The following is a 20909-nucleotide window of genomic DNA, read 5'->3' as shown; positions in this document are numbered from 1 at the left end:
AAAACCAAATAAGCACAATGCAAAAGTTATTATTGTTAGGAGATGAGGCCATTGCTCAGGGAGCAATTGATGCCGGATTGTCAGGTGTTTATGCTTACCCTGGTACCCCATCGACTGAAATTACTGAATATATTCAGGATTCTAAGATTGCTAAAGAACGCAATATACATAGCAAGTGGTCAAGTAATGAGAAGACGGCAATGGAGTCGGCATTAGGTATGGCCTATGCCGGTAAGCGCGCTATGACCTGTATGAAACACGTGGGATTGAACGTGGCTGCCGATGCCTTTATCAATGCTGCTATCACTGGTGTAAACGGTGGTTTTGTAGTGGTTGCTGCTGATGATCCATCCATGCACTCCAGCCAGAATGAGCAGGATAGCCGTGTATATGGTAAGTTTGCAATGATTCCAATTTTGGAGCCTGTGAACCAGCAGGAAGCTTACGATATGACATATGCTGCTTTTGAAATGTCAGAAAAATACAATGTGCCGGTGATGATTCGTATCACAACACGTCTGGCTCACTCTCGTGCCGGTGTTATTCGCAAGCCATTGATAGCAGAGCGTGAAGTAAGTTTACCAAAAGATCCAACGCAGTTTGTATTATTGCCTTCTATCGCTCGTCGTAACTATAAGAAGCTGCTTGAGACACGTTCTGATTTGGAGAAAATCTCGATGGAATCACCATATAATACTTACACAGATGGTCCAGACCGTTCAATGGGTATCATCGCTTGTGGTATTGCTCACAACTATTTAATGGAGAACTTTCAGGATCGTGAATTAAATAATCCTGTGTTAAAACTTTCTCAGTACCCAATGCCTCGTAAAGACATCGAACGCATGGTTGAGGAGTGTGATTCCATCTTAGTATTAGAGGATGGTTATCCGGTGATTGAAGAATTATTGAAAGGATACCAGGAAGCCGGTACACCTGTTAAAGGTCGTTTGGACGGAACCTTGCCTCGTGCAGGAGAGTTAACGCCAAATATTGTGGCCAATGCTTTAGGATTCCCATTTGAAGAAGGTGCTGATGTGCCGGAATTAATGGTTGGTCGTCCGCCGGCAATGTGTAAAGGTTGTGGTCACATCGATGCTTATAAAGCCTTAAATATTGCTTTGGAATCGTATGGCCCTGGACGTGTATTTGCCGATATCGGTTGTTACACACTGGGTGCATTGCCTCCATATAATGCGGTTAACTCTTGTGTGGATATGGGTGCTTCAATCACCATGGCTAAGGGTGCCGCTGATGCCGGTTTAGTGCCAGCTGTAGCAGTAATCGGTGATTCTACTTTCACGCACTCTGGTATGACTGGACTATTGGATGCTGTTAACGAAGGTACGCCTATCACTGTGATTGTATCAGATAACTATACAACGGGTATGACTGGTGGACAGGATTCACAGGCTTTAGGTCACCTGGAGCAGATTATTGAAGGCATTGGCGTTGATCCTAAGCACATCCGCGTGTTTAAGCCAACAGCTGCTAACCTCGATGAGATGGTGAGTATCATCAAAGAGGAGTTTGACTATCAGGGGGTTTCGGTTATTATTCCGCGCCGTCAGTGTATTCAGACCTTACGCAATAAGAGCCTTGTGTTAAAAGTTAAAGAGTTAGGATTGTAATAAAAATGTCGAATCACTTAATTGTTGATTTGTCGAATTGGAAAAGACGGAATTGATGATTGGTGTATGATTCAAATACAATTCAACGAGTAAACAAATTATCAAATTAACAGTAAAATGAAATCAGATATAGTTTTAGCAGGTGTAGGTGGACAAGGTATTTTGTCTATCGCTGCAACAATTGGTATGGCTGCTGTGGATAAAGATTTGCACCTAAAGCAGGCCGAGGTTCATGGTATGAGTCAGCGTGGTGGTGATGTACAGTCTCACCTTCGTGTAAGTAGTAAGCCGATTGCTTCGGATTTGATCCCACGGGGTAAGGCAGATATCATCTTGTCAGTAGAGCCTATGGAGTCGTTACGCTACTTACCTTATCTATCTAAAAAGGGATGGTTGGTAACCAATACAACACCATTTATCAACATTCCTAATTATCCTGAGATGGATGAAATAATGGCTAAAGTGGCCGATCAGCCAAATCATATTGCGATTGATGCCGATAAGATTGCTGCTGAAGTAGCCACTAAGCGTTCTTCAAATATAGTGATGTTAGGTGCAGCTTCTCCTTTTATCGATATAGATTTTAACGCCTTGGAAGAAGGGTTGCGTAAGATTTTTGGTCGTAAAGGCGACGCTGTTGTAGAATCAAATATCAATGCTTTACGCGCCGGACGAGCGGCGACAGAAGAGATTTTGGCCAGCCGAAATTAACCGCGTAACTTATATGAGTTAAGCTCACACAATCAACAACAATAATATGTACAGCCGGTTGCAGCAATGTAACCGGCTTTTTTAATTGCCATAATCTATTAATACTCATAATAAGCTTATCGTTTAGCTGATTCGATTGGTGCGTATTTGTTTAGAATAGTAATCATTCAGAAATTAGTAATCTCGTATATTTGATATGGATTTATCGTAAGACAAATAACAAACTATGAAGCTCAAACTGAAGGAGTGGTTATTGACAGTCGGTGCATTTACTTTCTTTTTCTATCTGTATGCTCTGTTTTCATATTTAGGGCTGAAAGATTTTATAGAAGAGGGAGCTTTAAAAAATTACTTTCGTTCGAATGCATGGCATCTGGAGATTGTTTTTACTTCCGTCTTGTTTGGTACCCTTTTTATTTTCATTAATAGGCTGACTGAAAAAAAGGTCATACGAAAACGAAGTTTCGCATTTAATATTTTGCTGAGAAGCGCGTTATATATTCTTGCCCTGTTGATTGTTGGCATGGTAATATTTAAGGTGTTTGAAACATTTGGTTTACTTGAACGTGAGTTGCTGGAAGAGACCAGGAATAAATTCTTATCTTTTAGGTTGATAGCTTCTTTTCTTGTTTATTGGGGCTTTTTTATACTTCTTTTTAATTCGATAATTACCATTAGTCAGAGGTTTGGTTCCAGAACATTTATCGATTTGCTAACGGGCAAATACTATCACCCTAAGACTGAAGAGTTAATGTTCCTATTTCTGGATTTAAAAGATTCAACAAGAATTGCAGAAAAACTCGGTCATAAGAATTATAGCCAATTTATTAAGGAGTGCGTTCATGAATTAACACCCGTAGTTCAGAAGTATAAAGCAAGAATATATCAGTATGTTGGAGATGAGGTTATCCTCTATTGGAACCTAAACGAAGGAATTAAGGAACTCAATTGTATTCACTTATTTCTTGACTATTGTAGTATACTTAAGCAACGAAATGCTTATTTCCTTTCAAAATATGGTGAAGTACCAAGCTACAAAGCGGGCATGGATGCAGGCATTGTGACGTTGACAGAGATAGGAGATATTAAGCGTGAGATAGCGTTTCATGGAGATGTTTTAAATACAGCTGCTCGTTTGGAGAAAAAGTGTAATGAATTTAACACGGACATGATAATATCACAGCATGTGCTTGACCATTTTAATGGGGATAATAACTTTCAGTTCCATTTACTTAGTGATTTACCATTAAGGGGAAAGACTGAGCGTGTGAAGTTCTATTCGGTAAGCATAAAGTAGCGTAGCAAGAAGTATATCCTGAGCCTTGACCCCTCCCCGTTGCCAGACGCTCTAAAACTCGTGCAATGCATCTGTTTGTGCAATATACTAAATATAGCCTATCTTCTTTTATACTCGATTTTGTTTACCTAAAATAAACTAATACTTCCAATACGCCTATAATGCCTGGCAGAGGCTTTAGGTCTTTGGTCATGTAAATTTTTGCCTCGCGATAGTATCGTTCTATCGGACAGACAATCATCGCGACTCTGCTACAGTTTTATACGTCAGGTCCTTATAATACCAGGCGGCCTATTTTATCGCGGGTTGTTCCGCTGTATTCGTCTAAGGGGTTATCAAGTAAAACCAATTCATCCAGTTGATTGGCGGTAAGCATTTCAAATGGAAAGCTGGTGAGTTGGTTGTTGTTAAGGTAAATATTTTTAAGCTGTTCGGCTTTCAATAATGATTCACATCCTTTAGAAATACTGTTCTCACTAAAGTCAATCAGGTTCAGGCCTGATAAACCTTCTACCTCTTGAGGAATACTCGTAAAATGGTTCTGTCCGAGGTAAAGCCGTTCCAGTTTTGAAAGCTCGGCAAAAGATGCAGGAAGCTTGTTAATGGCATTGATACGAATGTCCAGGTAGCGTAATTGCTTTAGGTTTTTAATCTGTACGGGTATTTCTGTGATGCTGTTTTCTCTGATATCCAGGTAAGCCAGGTGCTGAAGTTGAAACACTTCTTCAGGTATTTCACCATTGAGGCGACATTTAAATATGCTTAGATGGGTCAACTGTTGCTTATCATTCAGAACATAGCCTTTGGTTATCCAGCTTATCTTTTTTAGTTCTTTAAGGGGGCGTGGCAGCTTTTTGTTTAGTTTCTCTATGATTGAGATATCTGACATTAATTTAGTTTTGTTCGAATATACAAAGGATTTATGAATTGGTGTTAGGATATATGATGTGAGATGTTTGGTGGTTGTTTTCAGTTTCACGTCGGGGCGGTATATTTGTATATACTTCCTGATACCACTGTCATCGTCGGAATGGAAACGACCGCTCAAGTCAATAAACAGGTGATTGTTCTTCCTGTTTGGGATAATATAGTTGCCTATTATAGAGGTTTTTATTGGATATCTAACACTTTAATCAGCTGATTGTTGAAGTTAATTTCATCACCCGTCTTTTTACCTTTTAGCTGTTGACCAATAGGCGATGCCATCGACAATACATAGTAATCCCTGGAATCAATCGTAACTTTGCCATGGGCAATAGCCATCAAGTAAAGGCCTTTATTGGTATGTACCAGGCTTCCGAATTCGATAGAAGTATAGCTTTTGTTGAGCTTTATCAGTTCTAAATCTTTTTTTAATTGTAGCTGCTTCTTCAATTGCACTTGCTGTTTGCTCAGCTCTATTTGCATCATCTCCCGACCTGTTTCAAACTTATCGCCAGCACTGCTTTTTGTATCGTTTTTCATGGAGTCGGAGATGTCCGAAATACTGGATTTGATGGTATTGATTTTTTCATCAATAATTCGATTAAGCTCTTCCAGTAGCTTTGTCTTTATTGTCAAGTCATCCATTTGTTAAAAGCTAAAAGAATTAAATAATGCTTTTGTACTACCTAACAATTCATCAGCACCGGCATCAAGTAATACCTTGTCAGCCAGTTTGCCTGTATTTACAGCGATGGTAAATATACCAGCTGCTTTAGCCGATTCAACCCCCATAGGTGCATTTTCAACCACCATGCACTCTTCCTTTTTCAGCCCCGAACGCTGCCAGGCGATCAGGTAGGGCTCGGGGTGCGGTTTGCCTTGCTTGACATCGGCACCGCTGATAATATTGGATGCTGCAACGCCAAAGTGCGTGCTTAATTTTTCAACCAAAGACGGTTGGCGCGAACCGGTGACCACAAAGACCTGGATGTTTTTCTCCCGAAGCTGAGTCAACAATTCCTGCATCATCGGCAAAATGGGGGCCTTAGGACGCTCACTCATCAATTTTGTTTTCAAAGCATACACCGCTTCTTCCTCTTCGCGACTAGGTAATCTGTTCAGGTACTTTTCAAAAGCAATGCGGATGGTTGAAAATCCGGTTCGTCCTTCGTTCATATAGGCTTCCTCGGCAGGAAAATCAATGCCATATTCCTTAAGGCTATGAATCCAGGTGTATTCATGGTTGGGCATCGAATCGTATAACACACCATCCATGTCGAAAAAAACAGCTTTTATCGTTTGAGGTCTTGACATATGCTTAATATTTCCGGCTAAAGTAATGCAATTTTTCACACAGGGAAATGACAGTGATTGTATTGTGATTGGTGTATTTGTTAAATAATTGATAGGTAGGGTTGTGTGAGGCTGAATGTTGTTCTGGTGGTAGGTTCCTATCAACTCAAACGTTAGGAAATTCATGTGTTTTTAAAGAAATGAAGCTGTTTTTGCTCGATACGATGCTTTTTTTACTTCAATTCGGGCCTTCTTCATGTCAGAATCGTACCAACATCGTATCATAATCGCTATTTCTTCGGAAGTACTTCGTTACTTTATTGGCCCACGCGCCTAGCGAACAATGGCCGAAGGAGTGCCGAACAACTGTCAAACAAGTGCTGAATATGGTACGAAGCTGGTATGTCGGAGGTACAAGCAAAGATCGAACATAGATAGGATTGATTCCGAAGAAAGGACATATTCATCAAGGGTATGTGCACAAAAATGACTTATTTTGCTCCATCAAAATCGAATTATGACTATCCATATTGAATCTATTCTTAAAGAAAAGCTGCCTCACCTGCTGTTGGGTGGATTTATTGTTGACGTCAAAGTGAATGCGCCTCAGCCTGAGTTATTAGCCTTATTGGATGATGAGGTGAAGAAGTTGGAGACAATGCATACTCCGGAATCGATACGTGAGCTGTCAACCGTGAAAGCCAATAAAAACGCCTATCGAACTTTGGGGAAAGACCCGAACCGTTATCGTCCGGCCGCTGAAGCACTATTGCGGCGTGTGGCCAATGGTAAAGGCTTGTACCACATCAATAATGTGGTGGACATTTTGAATCTGATTTCTGTCAAAACCGGCTTTTCAATTTGTGGCTATAACTACAAGGCTATTGAGGGAGAGGTGAGCATGGGCATTGGGAAGGAGAATGAACCCTACCAAGGCATTGGTCGTGGTGATGTGAATATTGAAAAATTACCCATATTCCGTGATGCTAAAGGGGCTTTTGGTAACCCAACCAGCGACTCAACGCGAACGATGGTAACGGATGATACCATACAGTTTCTGATGATTATTATTGGATTTGAAGGTAAAGAACCCATCAATGCCGCATTAGATGAAGCAATGGCTTTGTTGGAGCAATATGCTGAGGGCAGGGAAGAGGAACGTTTTTTTGTGATGTAGATAGTATGAGAATTGTCGAACTGCTGAACAGTGGAATTGAAAACTGATTCCGGACTTTGTACTTCGGACTAAATAAATTAACCAAGCTGTAAATAGCTAGCGGCTATCAGCTATAAGCTTTTTAGAATGATTAAAGTTTGTGCCATTGCCTCAGGCAGTAATGGTAATTGTTATTATATTGGAACAGAGAAGGAAGCGATTCTGGTAGATGCGGGTATATCACGTCGTCAGGTGATGAAGCGTATGAAAGAGTTGCGCCTGGATATTTCTAAGGTAAAAGCGGTGTTTATCTCGCATGAGCACAGTGATCATATCAAAGGCTTACGCGTTTTATGTGATATGCATGACATTGATGCTTATTTAACACGAGATACTTTACAAAAAGCACATCGTAATTATCACCCGAAGACAGCACATGTATTTACGGCCGGTGATTCAGTGAAAGTTGGAGCGTTCACCATTCATTCCTTTTCAAAACAGCACGATGCGATTGATCCCACAAGTTTTAGAGTGGAAGTGGAAGGTCAGAACATTGGTGTTATGACCGATATTGGACTGGCATGCGACAATACAAAGCAGCACCTTAGCCAATGTAATATTGTGTTTTTAGAAAGCAACTATGATGAACAATTATTGGAAGAAGGGCCGTATCCTTATTATTTAAAGCAGCGCGTTAAATCGGATCATGGCCATTTGAGTAATAAGCAGGCGGTTGAATTGGTGGAACAAGTAGAAAACCCAAAATTAAAAACTATTTTTCTGTCGCATATTTCGGCTGATAATAACCGGGTTGATATTGCCATGAAAGCCTTTGAGCATTTAGCCAATCAATACAATATATTGCCAACCAATCGTTATGCCCCATCCGAGATTTTATGCGTAGGAGAAGAGCAGTTGGTTTTGTTTAGTCAATAAAATTGGAAAAAGACAGAGGTGAGAAATGAGCGATGAGTTGTGAGAAACTGAAAAACTGTAGAATTGTTGAAATGTAAAACTGATTACGGACTCCGGATTGGGGCTTCGGACTTAATTTATAACCAAGCTGCCAATTGCTAATAGCTAGCGGCTAGTAGCTAAAAGCTTTTGATAATAACCAAACTGTAAATATCAAATTACCAAATAAACAAATCATCAAATAGACATATAATGAACTCAATCATACACGCCAATCAACATTTTTTAGTATTAACCATGGTTGTAGCAGCAGCTGCATTTGGTATCTGGTCGGAGCATAAGAAATGGTTTGGAAAAGTATCGGGTATATTGGTGACCATGATATCCATGTCTATACTGGCCATGATTGGTTTTGTGCCGGTTGGCTCTGGTACAGGCGTATCTGTGCCGGTTTATGATATGGTTTTCGATTATTTTATTCCCATCTCTATCCCTTTGCTATTGTTCAGTTCCAATATTGTAAAGATTATTAAGGAGAGCGGAAAATTATTGCTGGCCTTTGTGATTGGAGCCATCGGTGTGGTGTTGGGCTGCTTTATCGCTTTTAGTTTTATTGATTTGGGCGAAGATGGGGGTAATACAGCTGGTGTTATTGCAGCAACGCTTGTTGGAGGAAGTATTAACTTCGTTGCCACAGGTGAAACGCTCAATTTTAGCACGAATCCCTATTTCTCAGCCACCATTGCTGTTGATAACTTTGTGGCTAACCTTTACGTTTTGTTTTTATTCCTGGTGCCGGCATTGACTTTTTTAAATCGATTCTGGTATAAAAAAGAGAAAGTAAGTAAAGACGTCGAATCTATTGAAGATAAAGGTAGTCCGGTTACGATGGAACGCATTGCTATTTCGTTGTTTTTAGCCATTGGTATAGCGGCTGCTGGTGAATGGTTATCACCTTACGTTCAGAGCCTGTTCAATACTGATTTAAATCTAAGTATCCTTTTGATTACGGTACTTTCGTTGGTGGTTGCTAATAGCATTCCATCGCGATTGAAACCTTTGGAAAACACCGCTTTTACCCTTGGATTATGGATGATGTATGCTTTTCTGGCGGTTATCGGGGCTTCAACTAACATATATGAAGTATTAAAAGTAGGACCATCCTTGTTATTGTTCTATCTGGTGATTATGTTCTTCCATTTTATCTTTTTGATGGGACTGGCGCGTTTATTTAAACTCAATGTTTATGAAGTCATTGTTTCTTCAGCAGCCAATATTATGGGGCCATCAGTAGCGGCACCTATGGCAGCTTCTTTGGGGCAAAAACGTATGGTGACGCCAGCCATTCTGGTAGGTATTCTTGGGTATGTTATCGGCACATTTATTGGCGTTAGTATTGCGCTGGTGCTTGGATGATTCCAGATAAATTGTTAAACTGTCCATAAACTCAGCTGATAACTATAAGCACTATGCCAGTGTCATCTGCTGAAAATCTACACGGTTACTATTGGGTGTCAAAATAAAGAATCTCCGCACGTAAGAGTATATCGATTACCTTCCACTTCTTTAAAAATTTCACTAAAAATCGTTTCAAAACGAAAGGTATCACAAGGGTTTTTATATATTTGAGAAGCATTTCGAAATGCATTGAGAGAAAACCTTTAACTTAAATTAGTTACGATGATTAAAAAAACAATGGCGGCGCTATCGATGGGGCTGCTCATGCAATTGGGGGTATCTTGTCATAAACCCATTCCTGCTAACCTTTCAAGTGTAAGTCTGATTCCTGCACCGGTTGAACTGAATTCAAGTGGAAGCTCTTTATTATTAGACGAAGGAACAACTGTTTATGTACAAAATGATGATTTGAAAGGGCTGGGTACCTTGCTGTCCGAACAAATGGCTTCACTAACCGGTCTGGAGTTTAATGTAGAATTAAGTAAAAATGCGCCTTCAAAAGGAATTTACCTGGCCATTGATGCAGAGGTAAATGTTGCTGAAGAAGCTTATGCATTAACGATTAATGAGAAAGTATTAGTGTTGAAAGCTGCTAATCCGGCAGGCATTTTCAGAGGTATACAAACAATCGATCAGACTATTGTTAAGCATGAAGGTGAAACAACAGCATGGATAATTCCAACGGGGAGTATTGTTGATTATCCGCAATACGAGTATCGTGGCGTCATGCTGGATGTGTCGCGTCATTTCTTTGGTGTGGAAGACGTCAAACGAGTGATTGATTTAGCCGCTAATTATAAAATAAATGTATTACATCTGCATTTAACAGATGATCAGGGCTGGCGTATTGAAATTAAGTCATGGCCCAAACTAACTTCCGTTGGCGCCCAAACACAAGTTGGCGGGGGAGAAGGTGGATTTTATACGCAAGAGCAGTTTAAGGAGATTGTGGCTTACGCCAAGGAACGATTTGTTACGGTGGTTCCTGAAATTGATATGCCGGGACACACCAATGCTGCTGTTGTTGCTTATCCCGAGTTAAACGGCACGAAAAAGAAAGCAGAGCTGTATACCGGAACAAAAGTTGGTTTTAGCACATTGGCAACTCGCAAGGAAGTGACCTATCAATTTGTGGATGATGTCATTCGTGAGTTGTCGGCCATTACCGAAGGACCATACATTCATATTGGGGGAGATGAATCGCACGTGACTAAAGAAGATGATTACGTGTATTTTATCAATCGTACTAAAGCCATCGTGAAAAAGTACAATAAAACAATGGTAGGCTGGGATGAGATGGCACATGCTGCTATTGATGCAGCTGATGTGGTTCAGTATTGGGCCAAAGATAAAAATGCTGTGATGGGCGTTGAGAAAGGAGCTAAAGTGCTGCTTTCGCCATCCAAGCGTATGTATCTGGATATGAAATATGATTCTACGACGCACATTGGTTTGGATTGGGCGGCACTGATTGAAGTAGATCAGGCTTATAACTGGGATCCTGAGAAACTTGTTGAAGGAATTGATAAAGAAGATATTTTGGGTCTGGAGTCTCCGCTTTGGACTGAGACCGTTGAAACAATGGATGATATAGAGTATCTGGTATTTCCGCGCTTAATCGGCCATGCCGAGCTGGGATGGTCTTTGCCTGAAAAACGTGATTGGGAAAGCTATAAAAAGCGTTTGGCAGTGCACGGGAAACGCCTAAAAAATAAAGGGGTTGACTTTTATCAATCGAAATTAATACCCTGGGAGATAGAATAAGAGGCTTGAAGTTGTGACGTTCAGAACCTGGGTGGTGGACGATGGAAATATAAAAGAGGCTGTCCTTTGAAGGGCGGCCTCTTATCGTATCAGAGCAATAATAAGCTTTGTTTACTTGTCTATCGAACTTTTTGACTCAGCTCAAACAAATCGAAATTTAACAGTTTAGCTTGATTTTCTTCGCTCAACTGAATGTAAAATGCACAAAGATTAGCGCGGCATTTAACGAATAAACCAAGCAGTTTGTGAGCTTCAGAAGTTGAATGAAAAATATGGGTGAAAAAGTAATAAATATCTCTGCTACAACTTTCCAGCATTTGTTTCTGATGGTCCTCTCCAAGCGGTATGGATAGGTAGTCATTTTTTTCGTACGTTCTTTCCAGAAACGAATGGATAAAGTTAAGTCTTAATAATATTAACTCTGTTTGTTGTAATGCGGTTGTGGCTATTTTCATACTCTAATTTGCGTTATTATTAGGCGAGTGTAGTAAGATAATTATACACTTACTCATATGTGAGCAAGTGTATAATCGATGTAAAGGAAATATACCAGGGAATTCTAATCAATATCATACATCATCCGCCAATCAGGTTGGTTCTATTCTACTTTTTTATTTAGTCGATCCAGCATATAAATCATGCCGCTGTATAAATTATTTATCTCCAGATGTGGGTTTTTAATTTCAGGTGGCATTTTAGCCAATAATTGATGAGTACGTTGCTGTTCTCGTTCAATAACAGAGCGGTGTTCTGATAGGAAAGCAAACAAATGGATAAAGTCCTTTTTAATCTCTTCTGACATATGGTAATAATTTTCAAGTGTTATCTAATTTTGGTTAATAGACTGCTCCATTGTATAGTTACCGTGAGCAAATGTTTTCTGCCAAATTTGATTCAATTGAAATGGGAATAAGTAGATTCATCTTAACCTTTATTTATAAGCGATGCCAATAAGTTATCGGTTTACATTCGTATTGGATTGTCGAAATTGGCTATTCGTATTGTTGTTGTTTGCAGCAACATATTATTATAGTCGCTATGTGTAATCTCACAGTATACCTTAGCGTTTTGCTCTCTGATAAAGCGAACTCTGCCTTCTTTGCTCGTATAATCGATACCTTGCACTAAGACCTGATTATCTGTAGTTTTCCAGACCATCCTAAGTTTATCATGATTGGGGATGCCATAGGTGTGCAGATCCATAAAATCATCAATGGCGATTACCTGTTGTATATTAATGAAATCCTGATCCATAAAGTATAGCTCCGAAAGCATAGCATCCGGTAGAGAAAGGCTCGAAGGGGTTAGTTTATTTTTTGGGCAAACTAAGTTATTGAGCTTGTCGCAATTTTTAAGGTTTAACACCTCCAGCTGATTGCCGGCGCACCAAACATCGGCTAAATTGGGATTGTCATTAACATTAAATACGGTTACCCTGTTAAAGCAGAAGGCCAGGTAAATAAGTTCCTTATTGGCACTTATTTCCAAATCTTCCAGTAGGTTACTTTTGCAATTAAGGGCATGAAGGCGTTTGTTTTTACTAATGTCGAGCTGGCTGATTTTGTTACGATTACAATAAACTTGTTGAAGTTCGGTATTGTTGCTAATCGATAACTCCGATAAGTTGTTTTCAGCGATGTGTAGTATTTGTAGTTCTTTATTATTGTTGATGTCAATGTTACTTAACTCATTGTTAGTTAGCCACAAATCTTTTAAGTTCATATTGTTTCTCAGGTCTACGTCTAAGAGCATATTGTTGGTTGCATCCAGTGTCACCAATTTTTTATTAGTGCTTGTGTTGATGTTTAAAAGCTTGTTCTTACCACAATACAATTCCTCAAGGTTGGTAAGAGCGCTAAGGTCAATGTCATAAAGTAGGTTGTTGTTGGCAATAAGGCCGGTAATATTAGCAGGCTCACCTTTAATGGTAACCGTTTGCGTCTGACCTATTTGACCGTTAATGCTTGTGTAATCCGTTCCTATCAAATACGATTGATTGGTATTATCTCCAAAATCGATTATGACAGTTGTAGGTTGCGATGCTTTAATGAAAATATCAAACGTGTCTCCTGCTTTTTTCTGGCTTGTCATCTGACAAATCTCTTCACTTGTTTGTGCATAGCTATTGAGCATCACAAATGAAAAAAACAGGGATATTGCGGTTTGAATAGCTAGTTTCATAACGCTTAATTTTTAGTTACAATTGTTTTTACTGAATACTGGGTGTTGTGGCTATTAATTGAAACAATATACAGGCCTGATGAAGGGGCTGTAAAAACGTATTGATTGGTATTAATAGTTTGTTTTAATAGCGTTGTGCCATTAACCGTTGTAATATTAATAGTGTAAGGCTCACGATAGTCTTTCGCCGTAATGAATATGCGGCCATTACTGCTATTAACAATATATGGACAGTCCTCACTTTCCGGCGCATTAATTGAAGTAGTGACTCTTTCAAGAACCAGCTGATAGCCTTCAATGGTACCTGCTTCTGGCATATATATTTCTATCGAATGAGCTTCCTTAGCTGTGTATGTTTGTCCATCGGGCGTTACAATTGTCGCTGTTATGTTCTCCAATGCCTCAAGACCGGATAGTTCTAATGTCTGGGTGCCCACTCCATCGGCATAGATGTCAATGCCAATAGGTATGACGAGGCGTTCAAAGTCATCGGGCAAAATGTTGATGGCTAAATCGTAACGAACGTTATCATCATCATTTTTAATGGTATATACCATCGGGGTTTTTCCTTTGGCTTTGCGTAGTTCTGTATCTTGCTTTGTTTTAGTGAATGAGCCGTTGTTGCGAAGTGCTACAGCGGCATCATAGGTACTGTGCTCATTGCTCACCCTGATGCGCAAGACCTGGTTACTTGTTTTGGTGGTCGACTTCAATGAGGGGTTGGTGCCTTCAGGTTCAGCCAGCATGCGTCTGTCGATTTCGAAGGTGGCATTTGTGCCATTGTTGTAAAGGAAAAAGGCTTGCCCTGGCGCTAACAGTCCTTTTTCATCAAGGCTGTTTTCCGGACTGGCAATGCCGTTGGCTGCATCATAATGGGCATACACACGGGCATTATCAATGGTGGTCCATAAGGTAAACGATTGATTAAAAGTGCCATTGGTGAAGTTGGCCGAGCCGGCATGTTCTTCATTCACCATTTCTGAAAGGCTTAAATAGGACCAAAAAGGATTGGATACCAGATGGTAGCCACGCTCGCTAAGCACCGTGGATTGACTTTGCTCGTAACTAACTCGTCCATTATAAAATAGATGCGGCTCATCAACCGCTGTATGAAACAAGTAACCTTTAAGAGGTTCAATGGTTTGTTGGTCATCCGTTAATAAAACCCATCCTGTTGCCGGGAGCCAGCTATAGACGTAGTAATCCCACTGTGTTTCCGTATCATCCGTATACATGGTGCCATTCAAATCAGCGAATTTCACATTATCGCCAATGACTCCAAGGTACCAGTTACGATCGGTGGTTAATAAGTACTCTACATAAACATCGACATCAATATTACTGAGTTTGTCAAAGCCTAAGAAGGAGCTGGGTTTTTCATAGGTGGTTCGGAAAATGATGCTGTCCCTGACGTCCAGTGATGAACCTTCGGCGATGTACACTTTGCTGCCACGCGATACTTCAAGCGAAGAAACAGTCAAAGGCTGGCCGTCCGTGTTAATCACCATTCTGGTATCATTATTAATCACCACTTTACTATCTTTATTGGGTAGCTCGGCCGGATGCCAGCTCCAGTTGGCCGGATCAAAAATGTCGGCCACAGTCTCATTACTAGTTGTTGATTTTAGTACTGTTTCTCCTGGTTTAAATAAAAAAGGAGCAAACGATTTTGTTACCCCAAGATCACCATGTATGGTTGCATGTTGATGTCCGTGCCAGTCATGAATCAACGATTGCCCCGTTAGCGTGCCGTAATTATATTGGTAGTAAACCAATAGCCCTTCACTGTTAGTGTCAATCGTATTGTAGATGCCTTCTTTTAATTGTTCGGCTGTACGTGCCACAGACCAAAAGCGGGTGCCTTCCAGTTCGCCCCTGAAGGCACTGTCGCCAATGCGGGTGTACGTATCAGTGGCACTATTTATGAAATACGGACCTTCGAGGGAAGCACTACTAATTAAGCGATTGGCGATAAAGAGTTGTATTTCAGAACCAGTCCCCACTACCGATACATGGCTCCATGCCTGTTTGTGCTTCGTATCGCGAGCTGCTGTATTGATAATGATATTGCCGTCTATGAGCACCTCAATTTGCTGATCAACCATTCTTAGCTCAAAACTTTTGTCAGCATCATTGTCGCCGCTTCCTTGCGAAAACAGTGAGAAATCGCCTAAACTGGTTCTTTTAACCCATCCCCCAATTGTAAACTCCGACTGGGGGGATTTATAGATGCCATTTTCAGCTGAAACGCCATCGCCGACCTGTAAATACCCTCCGTTAAACACTAATGAATTGCCCAGATAGTTGGTAATGGCGCTGTGTTCAGCTGTTAGTGCATAGGTTTCAACTTCGCCATTGGCTACCTTACTACAGGCATTATCCAGGTCGCCTGTGGTATTCGATAATTTAAGACGCATGATAAATTTACCCGGGGCACTCGTTGCTAGGGTGTTAAATGTGATGGTGCCTGAGCCGCTGGTTCCGACTACTTCTATAGGAATATCCAGGTAGTTATCTGTGAATTCAGAGGTGTTGGAGTAATAACCGAACCACACACGAACCAAAACGCTGTCAGCAAATAGTCCGCCTTCATCATTACTTAGTTCTGCCAATTCTATTGCTAAGGTAAGTTCTTCCTCAGGTGTTATAACTGCCGATGACGAAAGGTTATAAAAGGCACTTGTCTCAGCACCAGAAGTTTGACTGAATATTTCTGTTTCGCCCTGCATAAGCGTAACACCAGCTATATAACCGTCTGTGATGTTCTCGGCGTAAGAAGGGCAGCCAACAGTGATGTAGTGGCCTTGACTACTAAAACTCGAAGTAGTGGCATCTTCTATCTCAAGTGTGACATCATAAAAGCCATCCTCGGTTAAAGGAATAGTCGGTTGACTACTGCTGGAATAAATAGGATCAGAACCTGTGGTTACATTGTTGATAGTCCAATGCCAGGTGGTAGGATATCCGTCGCTAAGGTCGATTAAGCGCAGTGTGTCGCCGGTTGCCAGATACTGGCTTTCGGCAGTGAAAGCTGCAGATAGTATCGGTGTTTCGTCAGCAGGTAAACCTGATATTTCAATGCTTTTAATTTCAATATTGGGTAAAAACGATCCGGTATAAAACTGCAGACTTATTGCCGTGCTATTTAACTGAGCTTCTGTTAAGGTATAAACAAAGGTTTTCCAACCGTTTTGAGCCTTTTCATCGTGCAATATCTTGGTTTTACTTAAAGCTGATTGAGGAATCGTGTTATCCAGGTATATTTTCAGGTAGTCGTCGTAGCCAATGTTTTTTTTACTGAGCCGGTAACGTATACTGATGGTTATTTCACTGTAGGCTTCCGAAATAGGGTTACCCTGGTTAGGTGTGAATAAAGGTGATGTTGACTCGTAGGGCGACAGACGAAGGCCTTGGTTGGTAATAGCAGGCAAGCTTTCCGGCTCTTGCCCTTCGGGTAGACTGATGGAGAAGAAAGTCCAGCCATTCGTTGTTAAATCTGTAAGGGTGGTCTTTTTAAAATCTATGGTGTACAGCGAGGTGTGGCTGGCTTTGTTGCCTGCTGTCAGCACAAATGAAGAGCTAAGTAGTGTAAAGATTAACAGGTATGTATTTAACCTTTTCATGATGGTGATGGCTATTTGCTTAGGGTGAACGCTCTTCACAATTCGATTCCGGTCAGTCGAGGAATGCAGAGTTAAATTGGAAGAGGGGTTCATGGATTCTATTTTAATTAAAAGGTGATGATTCAAACGGATTGACTTCAACAAATGTATTTTGCTTAAATATTCTTGTAGGCGGTGTGGTAGCTCCGCCTGGAAGCTCTGGTTCGCCATCGCCTGGATCAGGCAGTGATGACATGGCCATAGAAATGGTTCTATCCATATGATGTACTGTTATGCTTGGTGCGCTGTATTTTCTTTTTGACATTTTAGAGTTTATGCAATAAGTCATTAATGATTTTACAGCGCAAAAATAGAGTGGCTTGTTCTATGAATTTGGTATTCTCTAAGGGCATGCGGGCATATGAACAAATGGAAAGATGAACATGTCTGTTGGAGTGTGATAAAGACCATAAAAACAAGGAGATATGTCCGTTTCTGTGGTGAAGAAAGAGTTTGGCTTGATAATTGATTGGGCAAGCGGGCAACACAATGGAGCTACTCAATTTTTAGGTAAGTTGCTGAAGAATACGCCAGTTTTATATGGCTAATACTAGAGTTTAATTGACATTAATAAGTGATGATATGCAGACACCTGAGTGCAATGAGAAAATGAGCCGGCAGCGTCAATATCTTAAATTGTTAATTGGTTTAACAAGTATTTTAATTGTTGCGTCATTCCTTGTTTATCAGTTTAGCGGGCATTCGCTAGATGAACAGAATAAGCAAATGAAGGCTGACCTACTACTGGTTACTAGTCGATTAGAAGATATTAAGGAAAGGGCAGAGTTGGCTCAGACCGCCATATTAAAAAGCATTGCCAAGTTCGAAATAGAGGATCAAGATCGTTATATGGATAATATAACCTGGATGTGGATGGGTTTTATCGAAGAATATGATGTTGTATATGGTATCAAGGGACAGCTTAGAAATGACACGTATGTTAAAATTATTCGATTGGGAGACAATAAATACCTTCGTAAGATTCATACCCACTCAGCGAAGGAAGTTCTTTGTCAGCAGATTAGTTCCAAAGCTGACGGAATCGCGGTGACAAAGAGCTGGTTTCAACCTTTTACCAGCGAAGAAATAAAAAATGATTGGGTGTATCAATCAAGAATAACAGATGAACCCGTGGTTACTTCTGGATTTTACAACGATCCAATATTAAAAACACCGGTTCTGTCAATATCAAAACGTAATAAAACAGAGAATGCTGTTTTAGAAATCATAAGTGTGAAATTTGCTTTACAACCGTTAGCACAGCTTGTTTATCAAAGTAGTTATACGGAGAATATGTTTATTTTGTCGGATGGGCAGCAGCATGTGGTTTTAGATAATGGAGATGGAGTTTTAAATCAATCATTTAAGATTACTCAAGCCGAAGTCAAAACATTTTTGGACAAAACGCTTCATAAACAGTTTTACCCCGATAGCCCTTTGGAATACACCAGTGAAGGTACTAAATATATGGGGCAATGGATGCTTATATCAAGTGGTAATCAGGAGTATAAATTAGCAGTTGTTGGTCGAGTCAATCCAATTACAATGGAGCAAATTATTTATCTTATCGTTATTGGTCTTGAGCTTATGGTGTTGATTCTTTTGCTGATTATGTATAAAAAAGGAGCTATGGAGATTCCTCCGCGGTTGATTGAAGAAAGTATAGGCGTTCAGCATGAGAATAACGATATGACACAAGTTGCTAATGTGAATGGTGAAAACGAAAGTGATATAGTTGAGGCTATTAATAAACACTTAAGTACTGGTCAACCCTATCTGAATGTTAATTATAGTTTGGGTCATATCAGTGAGCAGATTGGAATTGATCGCGAATCCATAAAGAATGCTATTCAATACTTTGAAAACAAAACGATAAAAGAAAAGATAAATGACTATCGTATTCAGGATGCTATTCAGTTTCTAGAATCAGACAGTAATGCCATGATTTATTCAATGGACTCGATAGCTTTGCAATTTGGTTTTAACTCGCGTACTACTTTCTATCGGGAATTTAAGAAAAGAACCAATTATACACCCGCTGAGTTTCAGACCATAAAAAAAATAATTGCCTAATTTTATATTTTGATGAGAGTGCCTATGCTCTCAAAGCGTTAGAATTGCGGCTCAATAATATCGAATATCTGAATTTAAAGTTAAAAAATTTTATCTTCTCTTTGATAGATAATGAGTTAACTATTGAGGAATCAGTCTTCTTCAGCCATAATGAGAGCTGGGTATAATGGTCAGCTTTACAAGTTCAAGTAATGCTATTCGCCTTGTTGAACAAACCTATTAATCGTTCAGGAAAGCGACTAAGTTCAGATATTCAAGTGTTTATTGGGATTAGTGCGTGCTGAAAATCATGTTTTAATATGCTAGTATTTAGGGATTATTAACAAACCTTTGCATTGGTGGAACGTTATAGTGTCATTGAACCTTAAGGGAGAGGTAAAGGGTAAGTAATAATGGACACTTTTGTTGATATAATACCGTACATGGGGAATAAATATATTGACATTCTCGGAAAGAGTGTTTAATTACTCTGTTAGAATAGTGACGATAATAAACAAGTAATATTTAAAGGGGAAAACATGAGTGATTTAATGATTGAAATGTTAAAGACATTCTTAACAATACCGATAGCGATTATTGCCTTACGATTGATTTTTAAGAAATCAATCATGTTTCGTTTTAGTATGTTAACAGTGTCTTTCGTTATTTTTGTAGCTTTTACCAAATCGATTGAATTCTATGGCGCCAGCTATTTTCAATATATTGTAACGCCATTAAATGTTTTGGTAGGGGTGCTGCTCTTTATGTATATCAACAAGGTGTTGCGTCAACCGCTTGAAAAAGCAATCAAAGAGCTCGAAAGTCTATCCAATGGGGAACTTAGTGTTTCTATCGAAGCGACTGATTCTAAAGATGAGTTGGGCGTGTTGAACAACTCATTAAAAAAGTTATCAGAGAAATTGCGCGATGTTATTTCAGACATCAGCAATGGTGCCAGTCTGCTGTTGCAGGCAAGTAGTAAATTAAACAGCTCGGCTGAAGAATTATCATCTGGTTCAGCCGAACAGGCTTCTTCATTAGAAGAGATATCAACGACCATGGAAGAGATAGCAGGTAATGTTGCGAGTAATACCGACAACGCCAATGAAACATCTACTATTGCCGCTGAATCATCTACAAAAATTGCCAACGTTTCTGATGTATCGAATAAAAGTTATACGGCTGTGAATGATATTTCGGAGAAGGTAAAGGTGATTAATGAAATTGCTGTTCAAACAAATATTCTTGCATTGAATGCCGCTGTTGAGGCCGCCCGAGCGGGTGATATGGGTAAAGGGTTTGCAGTTGTGGCCGCCGAAGTTAGAAAGCTTGCAGAGAACAGTAAACGTGCAGCCGATGACATTATTGTTATGGCCGACTCCACTCGCATGCAAACAGAGCAGGCTAATCAGCTATTAAACGAGATGAAGCCGGAGGTTGAAAAGACATCGCACCTGGTGAGGGAAATTGCGACGGCTGGTTATGAGCAAAATAATGGTGTGGAGCAGGTTAATGGTGCGATTCAGCAGCTAAATGCCAATACCCAACAAGGGGCAGCTGTAGCTGAAGAGTTGGCTTCCAATGCTGAGGAGCTGACAAGCCAGGCAGAGAGCCTTCAGGATGTGATCGGATTTTTCAAGCTATAAGCAGGATAGGGCAGAAGCCGGTTGTTATACCATTTGTATTTTGATTAGTAAACGGTATTATCTGACTTTCTGATTAGAAAAGCCCACGCTATTTTTTAGGTATAAAAACGCCCAATTAGCTAAACGGCTAAGGTGTTTTGGTTTGTTTGCAGTGCATTTTAATGTTTGTTCAAATGTTGGTGTTTAAATAGAATGTGATGTTTAGGTTTGAGGGAGAGG

The 20909-nt window shown here is 40.0% G+C and carries 17 protein-coding genes; 10 read left to right on the top strand and 7 right to left on the bottom strand.

What is annotated here, in order from left to right:
- Positions 1–17 precede the first annotated feature (17 nt).
- From J1N10_RS13070 to J1N10_RS13060, 3 genes are all read left to right on the top strand, one after another.
- Entirely contained in the window at positions 18–1631 is a 1614-nt protein-coding gene (locus J1N10_RS13070; RefSeq protein ID WP_262327163.1) for a thiamine pyrophosphate-dependent enzyme, read from the top strand.
- A 117-nt stretch (positions 1632–1748) separates the two neighbouring features.
- Complete coding sequence (locus J1N10_RS13065; protein WP_262327162.1) at positions 1749–2342, top strand: indolepyruvate oxidoreductase subunit beta; 594 nt, start codon at positions 1749–1751, stop codon at positions 2340–2342.
- A 226-nt stretch (positions 2343–2568) separates the two neighbouring features.
- Positions 2569–3639, top strand: coding sequence for an adenylate/guanylate cyclase domain-containing protein (locus J1N10_RS13060; RefSeq protein ID WP_262327161.1), 1071 nt, complete (start codon positions 2569–2571; stop codon positions 3637–3639).
- Positions 3640–3913: 274 nt separating this feature from the next.
- On the opposite strand, the gene J1N10_RS13055 is transcribed toward J1N10_RS13060, so the two are convergent.
- From J1N10_RS13055 to J1N10_RS13045, 3 genes are all read right to left on the bottom strand, one after another.
- A complete protein-coding gene (locus J1N10_RS13055; RefSeq protein ID WP_262327160.1) occupies positions 3914–4528 on the bottom strand; it encodes a leucine-rich repeat domain-containing protein in 615 nt (204 codons plus the stop codon).
- A gap of 221 nt (positions 4529–4749) precedes the next feature.
- Positions 4750–5208: a hypothetical protein gene (locus J1N10_RS13050; protein WP_262327159.1), complete on the bottom strand. Its 459-nt coding sequence runs from the start codon at positions 5206–5208 to the stop codon at positions 4750–4752.
- Positions 5209–5211: 3 nt separating this feature from the next.
- Positions 5212–5877 (bottom strand): HAD family hydrolase, encoded by a 666-nt coding sequence (locus tag J1N10_RS13045; RefSeq protein WP_262327158.1) that lies wholly within the window; start codon positions 5875–5877, stop codon positions 5212–5214.
- Between the two features lie 496 nt (positions 5878–6373).
- On the opposite strand from J1N10_RS13045, the gene J1N10_RS13040 reads away from it, so the two are divergent.
- From J1N10_RS13040 to J1N10_RS13025, 4 genes are all read left to right on the top strand, one after another.
- Positions 6374–7033 (top strand): B3/B4 domain-containing protein, encoded by a 660-nt coding sequence (locus J1N10_RS13040; protein WP_262327157.1) that lies wholly within the window; start codon positions 6374–6376, stop codon positions 7031–7033.
- Positions 7034–7159: 126 nt separating this feature from the next.
- Positions 7160–7948: an MBL fold metallo-hydrolase gene (locus J1N10_RS13035; protein ID WP_262327156.1), complete on the top strand. Its 789-nt coding sequence runs from the start codon at positions 7160–7162 to the stop codon at positions 7946–7948.
- A 231-nt stretch (positions 7949–8179) separates the two neighbouring features.
- Entirely contained in the window at positions 8180–9343 is a 1164-nt protein-coding gene (locus J1N10_RS13030; protein ID WP_262327155.1) for a DUF819 family protein, read from the top strand.
- A 264-nt stretch (positions 9344–9607) separates the two neighbouring features.
- Positions 9608–11149, top strand: a complete 1542-nt coding sequence (locus J1N10_RS13025; RefSeq protein ID WP_262327154.1) for a beta-N-acetylhexosaminidase — start codon at positions 9608–9610, stop codon at positions 11147–11149.
- 598 nt (positions 11150–11747) lie between these two features.
- Here J1N10_RS13025 and J1N10_RS13020 read toward each other — a convergent pair.
- The 4 genes from J1N10_RS13020 to J1N10_RS13005 all read right to left on the bottom strand — a co-directional run bounded on the left by J1N10_RS13020 (position 11748) and on the right by J1N10_RS13005 (position 17212).
- Positions 11748–11951 (bottom strand): hypothetical protein, encoded by a 204-nt coding sequence (locus J1N10_RS13020; RefSeq protein ID WP_262327153.1) that lies wholly within the window; start codon positions 11949–11951, stop codon positions 11748–11750.
- A 161-nt stretch (positions 11952–12112) separates the two neighbouring features.
- Positions 12113–13330 carry a leucine-rich repeat domain-containing protein gene (locus J1N10_RS13015; RefSeq protein ID WP_262327152.1) on the bottom strand — a complete coding sequence of 406 codons (1218 nt, stop codon included), beginning with the start codon at positions 13328–13330 and terminating at the stop codon, positions 12113–12115.
- Positions 13331–13335: 5 nt separating this feature from the next.
- Entirely contained in the window at positions 13336–16953 is a 3618-nt protein-coding gene (locus tag J1N10_RS13010; RefSeq protein ID WP_262327151.1) for a LamG-like jellyroll fold domain-containing protein, read from the bottom strand.
- A gap of 103 nt (positions 16954–17056) precedes the next feature.
- Entirely contained in the window at positions 17057–17212 is a 156-nt protein-coding gene (locus J1N10_RS13005) for a hypothetical protein (RefSeq protein ID WP_262327150.1), read from the bottom strand.
- 205 nt (positions 17213–17417) lie between these two features.
- Between J1N10_RS13005 and J1N10_RS13000 the strand changes: the two genes are divergently transcribed.
- The 3 genes from J1N10_RS13000 to J1N10_RS12990 all read left to right on the top strand — a co-directional run bounded on the left by J1N10_RS13000 (position 17418) and on the right by J1N10_RS12990 (position 20690).
- Positions 17418–17540 (top strand): hypothetical protein, encoded by a 123-nt coding sequence (locus J1N10_RS13000; protein ID WP_262327149.1) that lies wholly within the window; start codon positions 17418–17420, stop codon positions 17538–17540.
- A 34-nt stretch (positions 17541–17574) separates the two neighbouring features.
- A complete protein-coding gene (locus tag J1N10_RS12995) occupies positions 17575–19065 on the top strand; it encodes a helix-turn-helix domain-containing protein (RefSeq protein ID WP_262327148.1) in 1491 nt (496 codons plus the stop codon).
- A gap of 518 nt (positions 19066–19583) precedes the next feature.
- On the top strand, positions 19584–20690 hold the full coding sequence (locus J1N10_RS12990; protein WP_262327147.1) for a methyl-accepting chemotaxis protein: 1107 nt from the start codon (positions 19584–19586) through the stop codon (positions 20688–20690).
- Positions 20691–20909: the final 219 nt, after the last annotated feature.

It is taken from the genome of Carboxylicivirga litoralis (genome assembly GCF_025499605.1).
Taxonomy (GTDB): domain Bacteria; phylum Bacteroidota; class Bacteroidia; order Bacteroidales; family Marinilabiliaceae; genus Carboxylicivirga; species Carboxylicivirga litoralis.
The sequence above is the reverse complement of the archived record's forward strand: the minus strand, read 5'-3'. Positions and strand labels throughout refer to the sequence as shown.

Bases quoted from the DNA above. Each gene is read 5' to 3' on its own strand.
- J1N10_RS13030 (WP_262327155.1), top strand. From the start codon at position 8,180: ATGAACTCAATCATACACGCCAATCAACATTTTTTAGTATTAACCATG.
- J1N10_RS13055 (WP_262327160.1), bottom strand. From the start codon at position 4,528: ATGTCAGATATCTCAATCATAGAGAAACTAAACAAAAAGCTGCCACGC.
- J1N10_RS12990 (WP_262327147.1), top strand. From the start codon at position 19,584: ATGAGTGATTTAATGATTGAAATGTTAAAGACATTCTTAACAATACCG.
- J1N10_RS13000 (WP_262327149.1), top strand. From the start codon at position 17,418: ATGTCCGTTTCTGTGGTGAAGAAAGAGTTTGGCTTGATAATTGATTGG.
- J1N10_RS13025 (WP_262327154.1), top strand. From the start codon at position 9,608: ATGATTAAAAAAACAATGGCGGCGCTATCGATGGGGCTGCTCATGCAA.
- J1N10_RS13065 (WP_262327162.1), top strand. From the start codon at position 1,749: ATGAAATCAGATATAGTTTTAGCAGGTGTAGGTGGACAAGGTATTTTG.
- J1N10_RS13045 (WP_262327158.1), bottom strand. From the start codon at position 5,877: ATGTCAAGACCTCAAACGATAAAAGCTGTTTTTTTCGACATGGATGGT.
- J1N10_RS13070 (WP_262327163.1), top strand. From the start codon at position 18: ATGCAAAAGTTATTATTGTTAGGAGATGAGGCCATTGCTCAGGGAGCA.
- J1N10_RS13050 (WP_262327159.1), bottom strand. From the start codon at position 5,208: ATGGATGACTTGACAATAAAGACAAAGCTACTGGAAGAGCTTAATCGA.
- J1N10_RS13020 (WP_262327153.1), bottom strand. From the start codon at position 11,951: ATGTCAGAAGAGATTAAAAAGGACTTTATCCATTTGTTTGCTTTCCTA.
- J1N10_RS12995 (WP_262327148.1), top strand. From the start codon at position 17,575: ATGCAGACACCTGAGTGCAATGAGAAAATGAGCCGGCAGCGTCAATAT.
- J1N10_RS13035 (WP_262327156.1), top strand. From the start codon at position 7,160: ATGATTAAAGTTTGTGCCATTGCCTCAGGCAGTAATGGTAATTGTTAT.
- J1N10_RS13015 (WP_262327152.1), bottom strand. From the start codon at position 13,330: ATGAAACTAGCTATTCAAACCGCAATATCCCTGTTTTTTTCATTTGTG.
- J1N10_RS13060 (WP_262327161.1), top strand. From the start codon at position 2,569: ATGAAGCTCAAACTGAAGGAGTGGTTATTGACAGTCGGTGCATTTACT.
- J1N10_RS13005 (WP_262327150.1), bottom strand. From the start codon at position 17,212: ATGGATAGAACCATTTCTATGGCCATGTCATCACTGCCTGATCCAGGC.
- J1N10_RS13010 (WP_262327151.1), bottom strand. From the start codon at position 16,953: ATGAAAAGGTTAAATACATACCTGTTAATCTTTACACTACTTAGCTCT.
- J1N10_RS13040 (WP_262327157.1), top strand. From the start codon at position 6,374: ATGACTATCCATATTGAATCTATTCTTAAAGAAAAGCTGCCTCACCTG.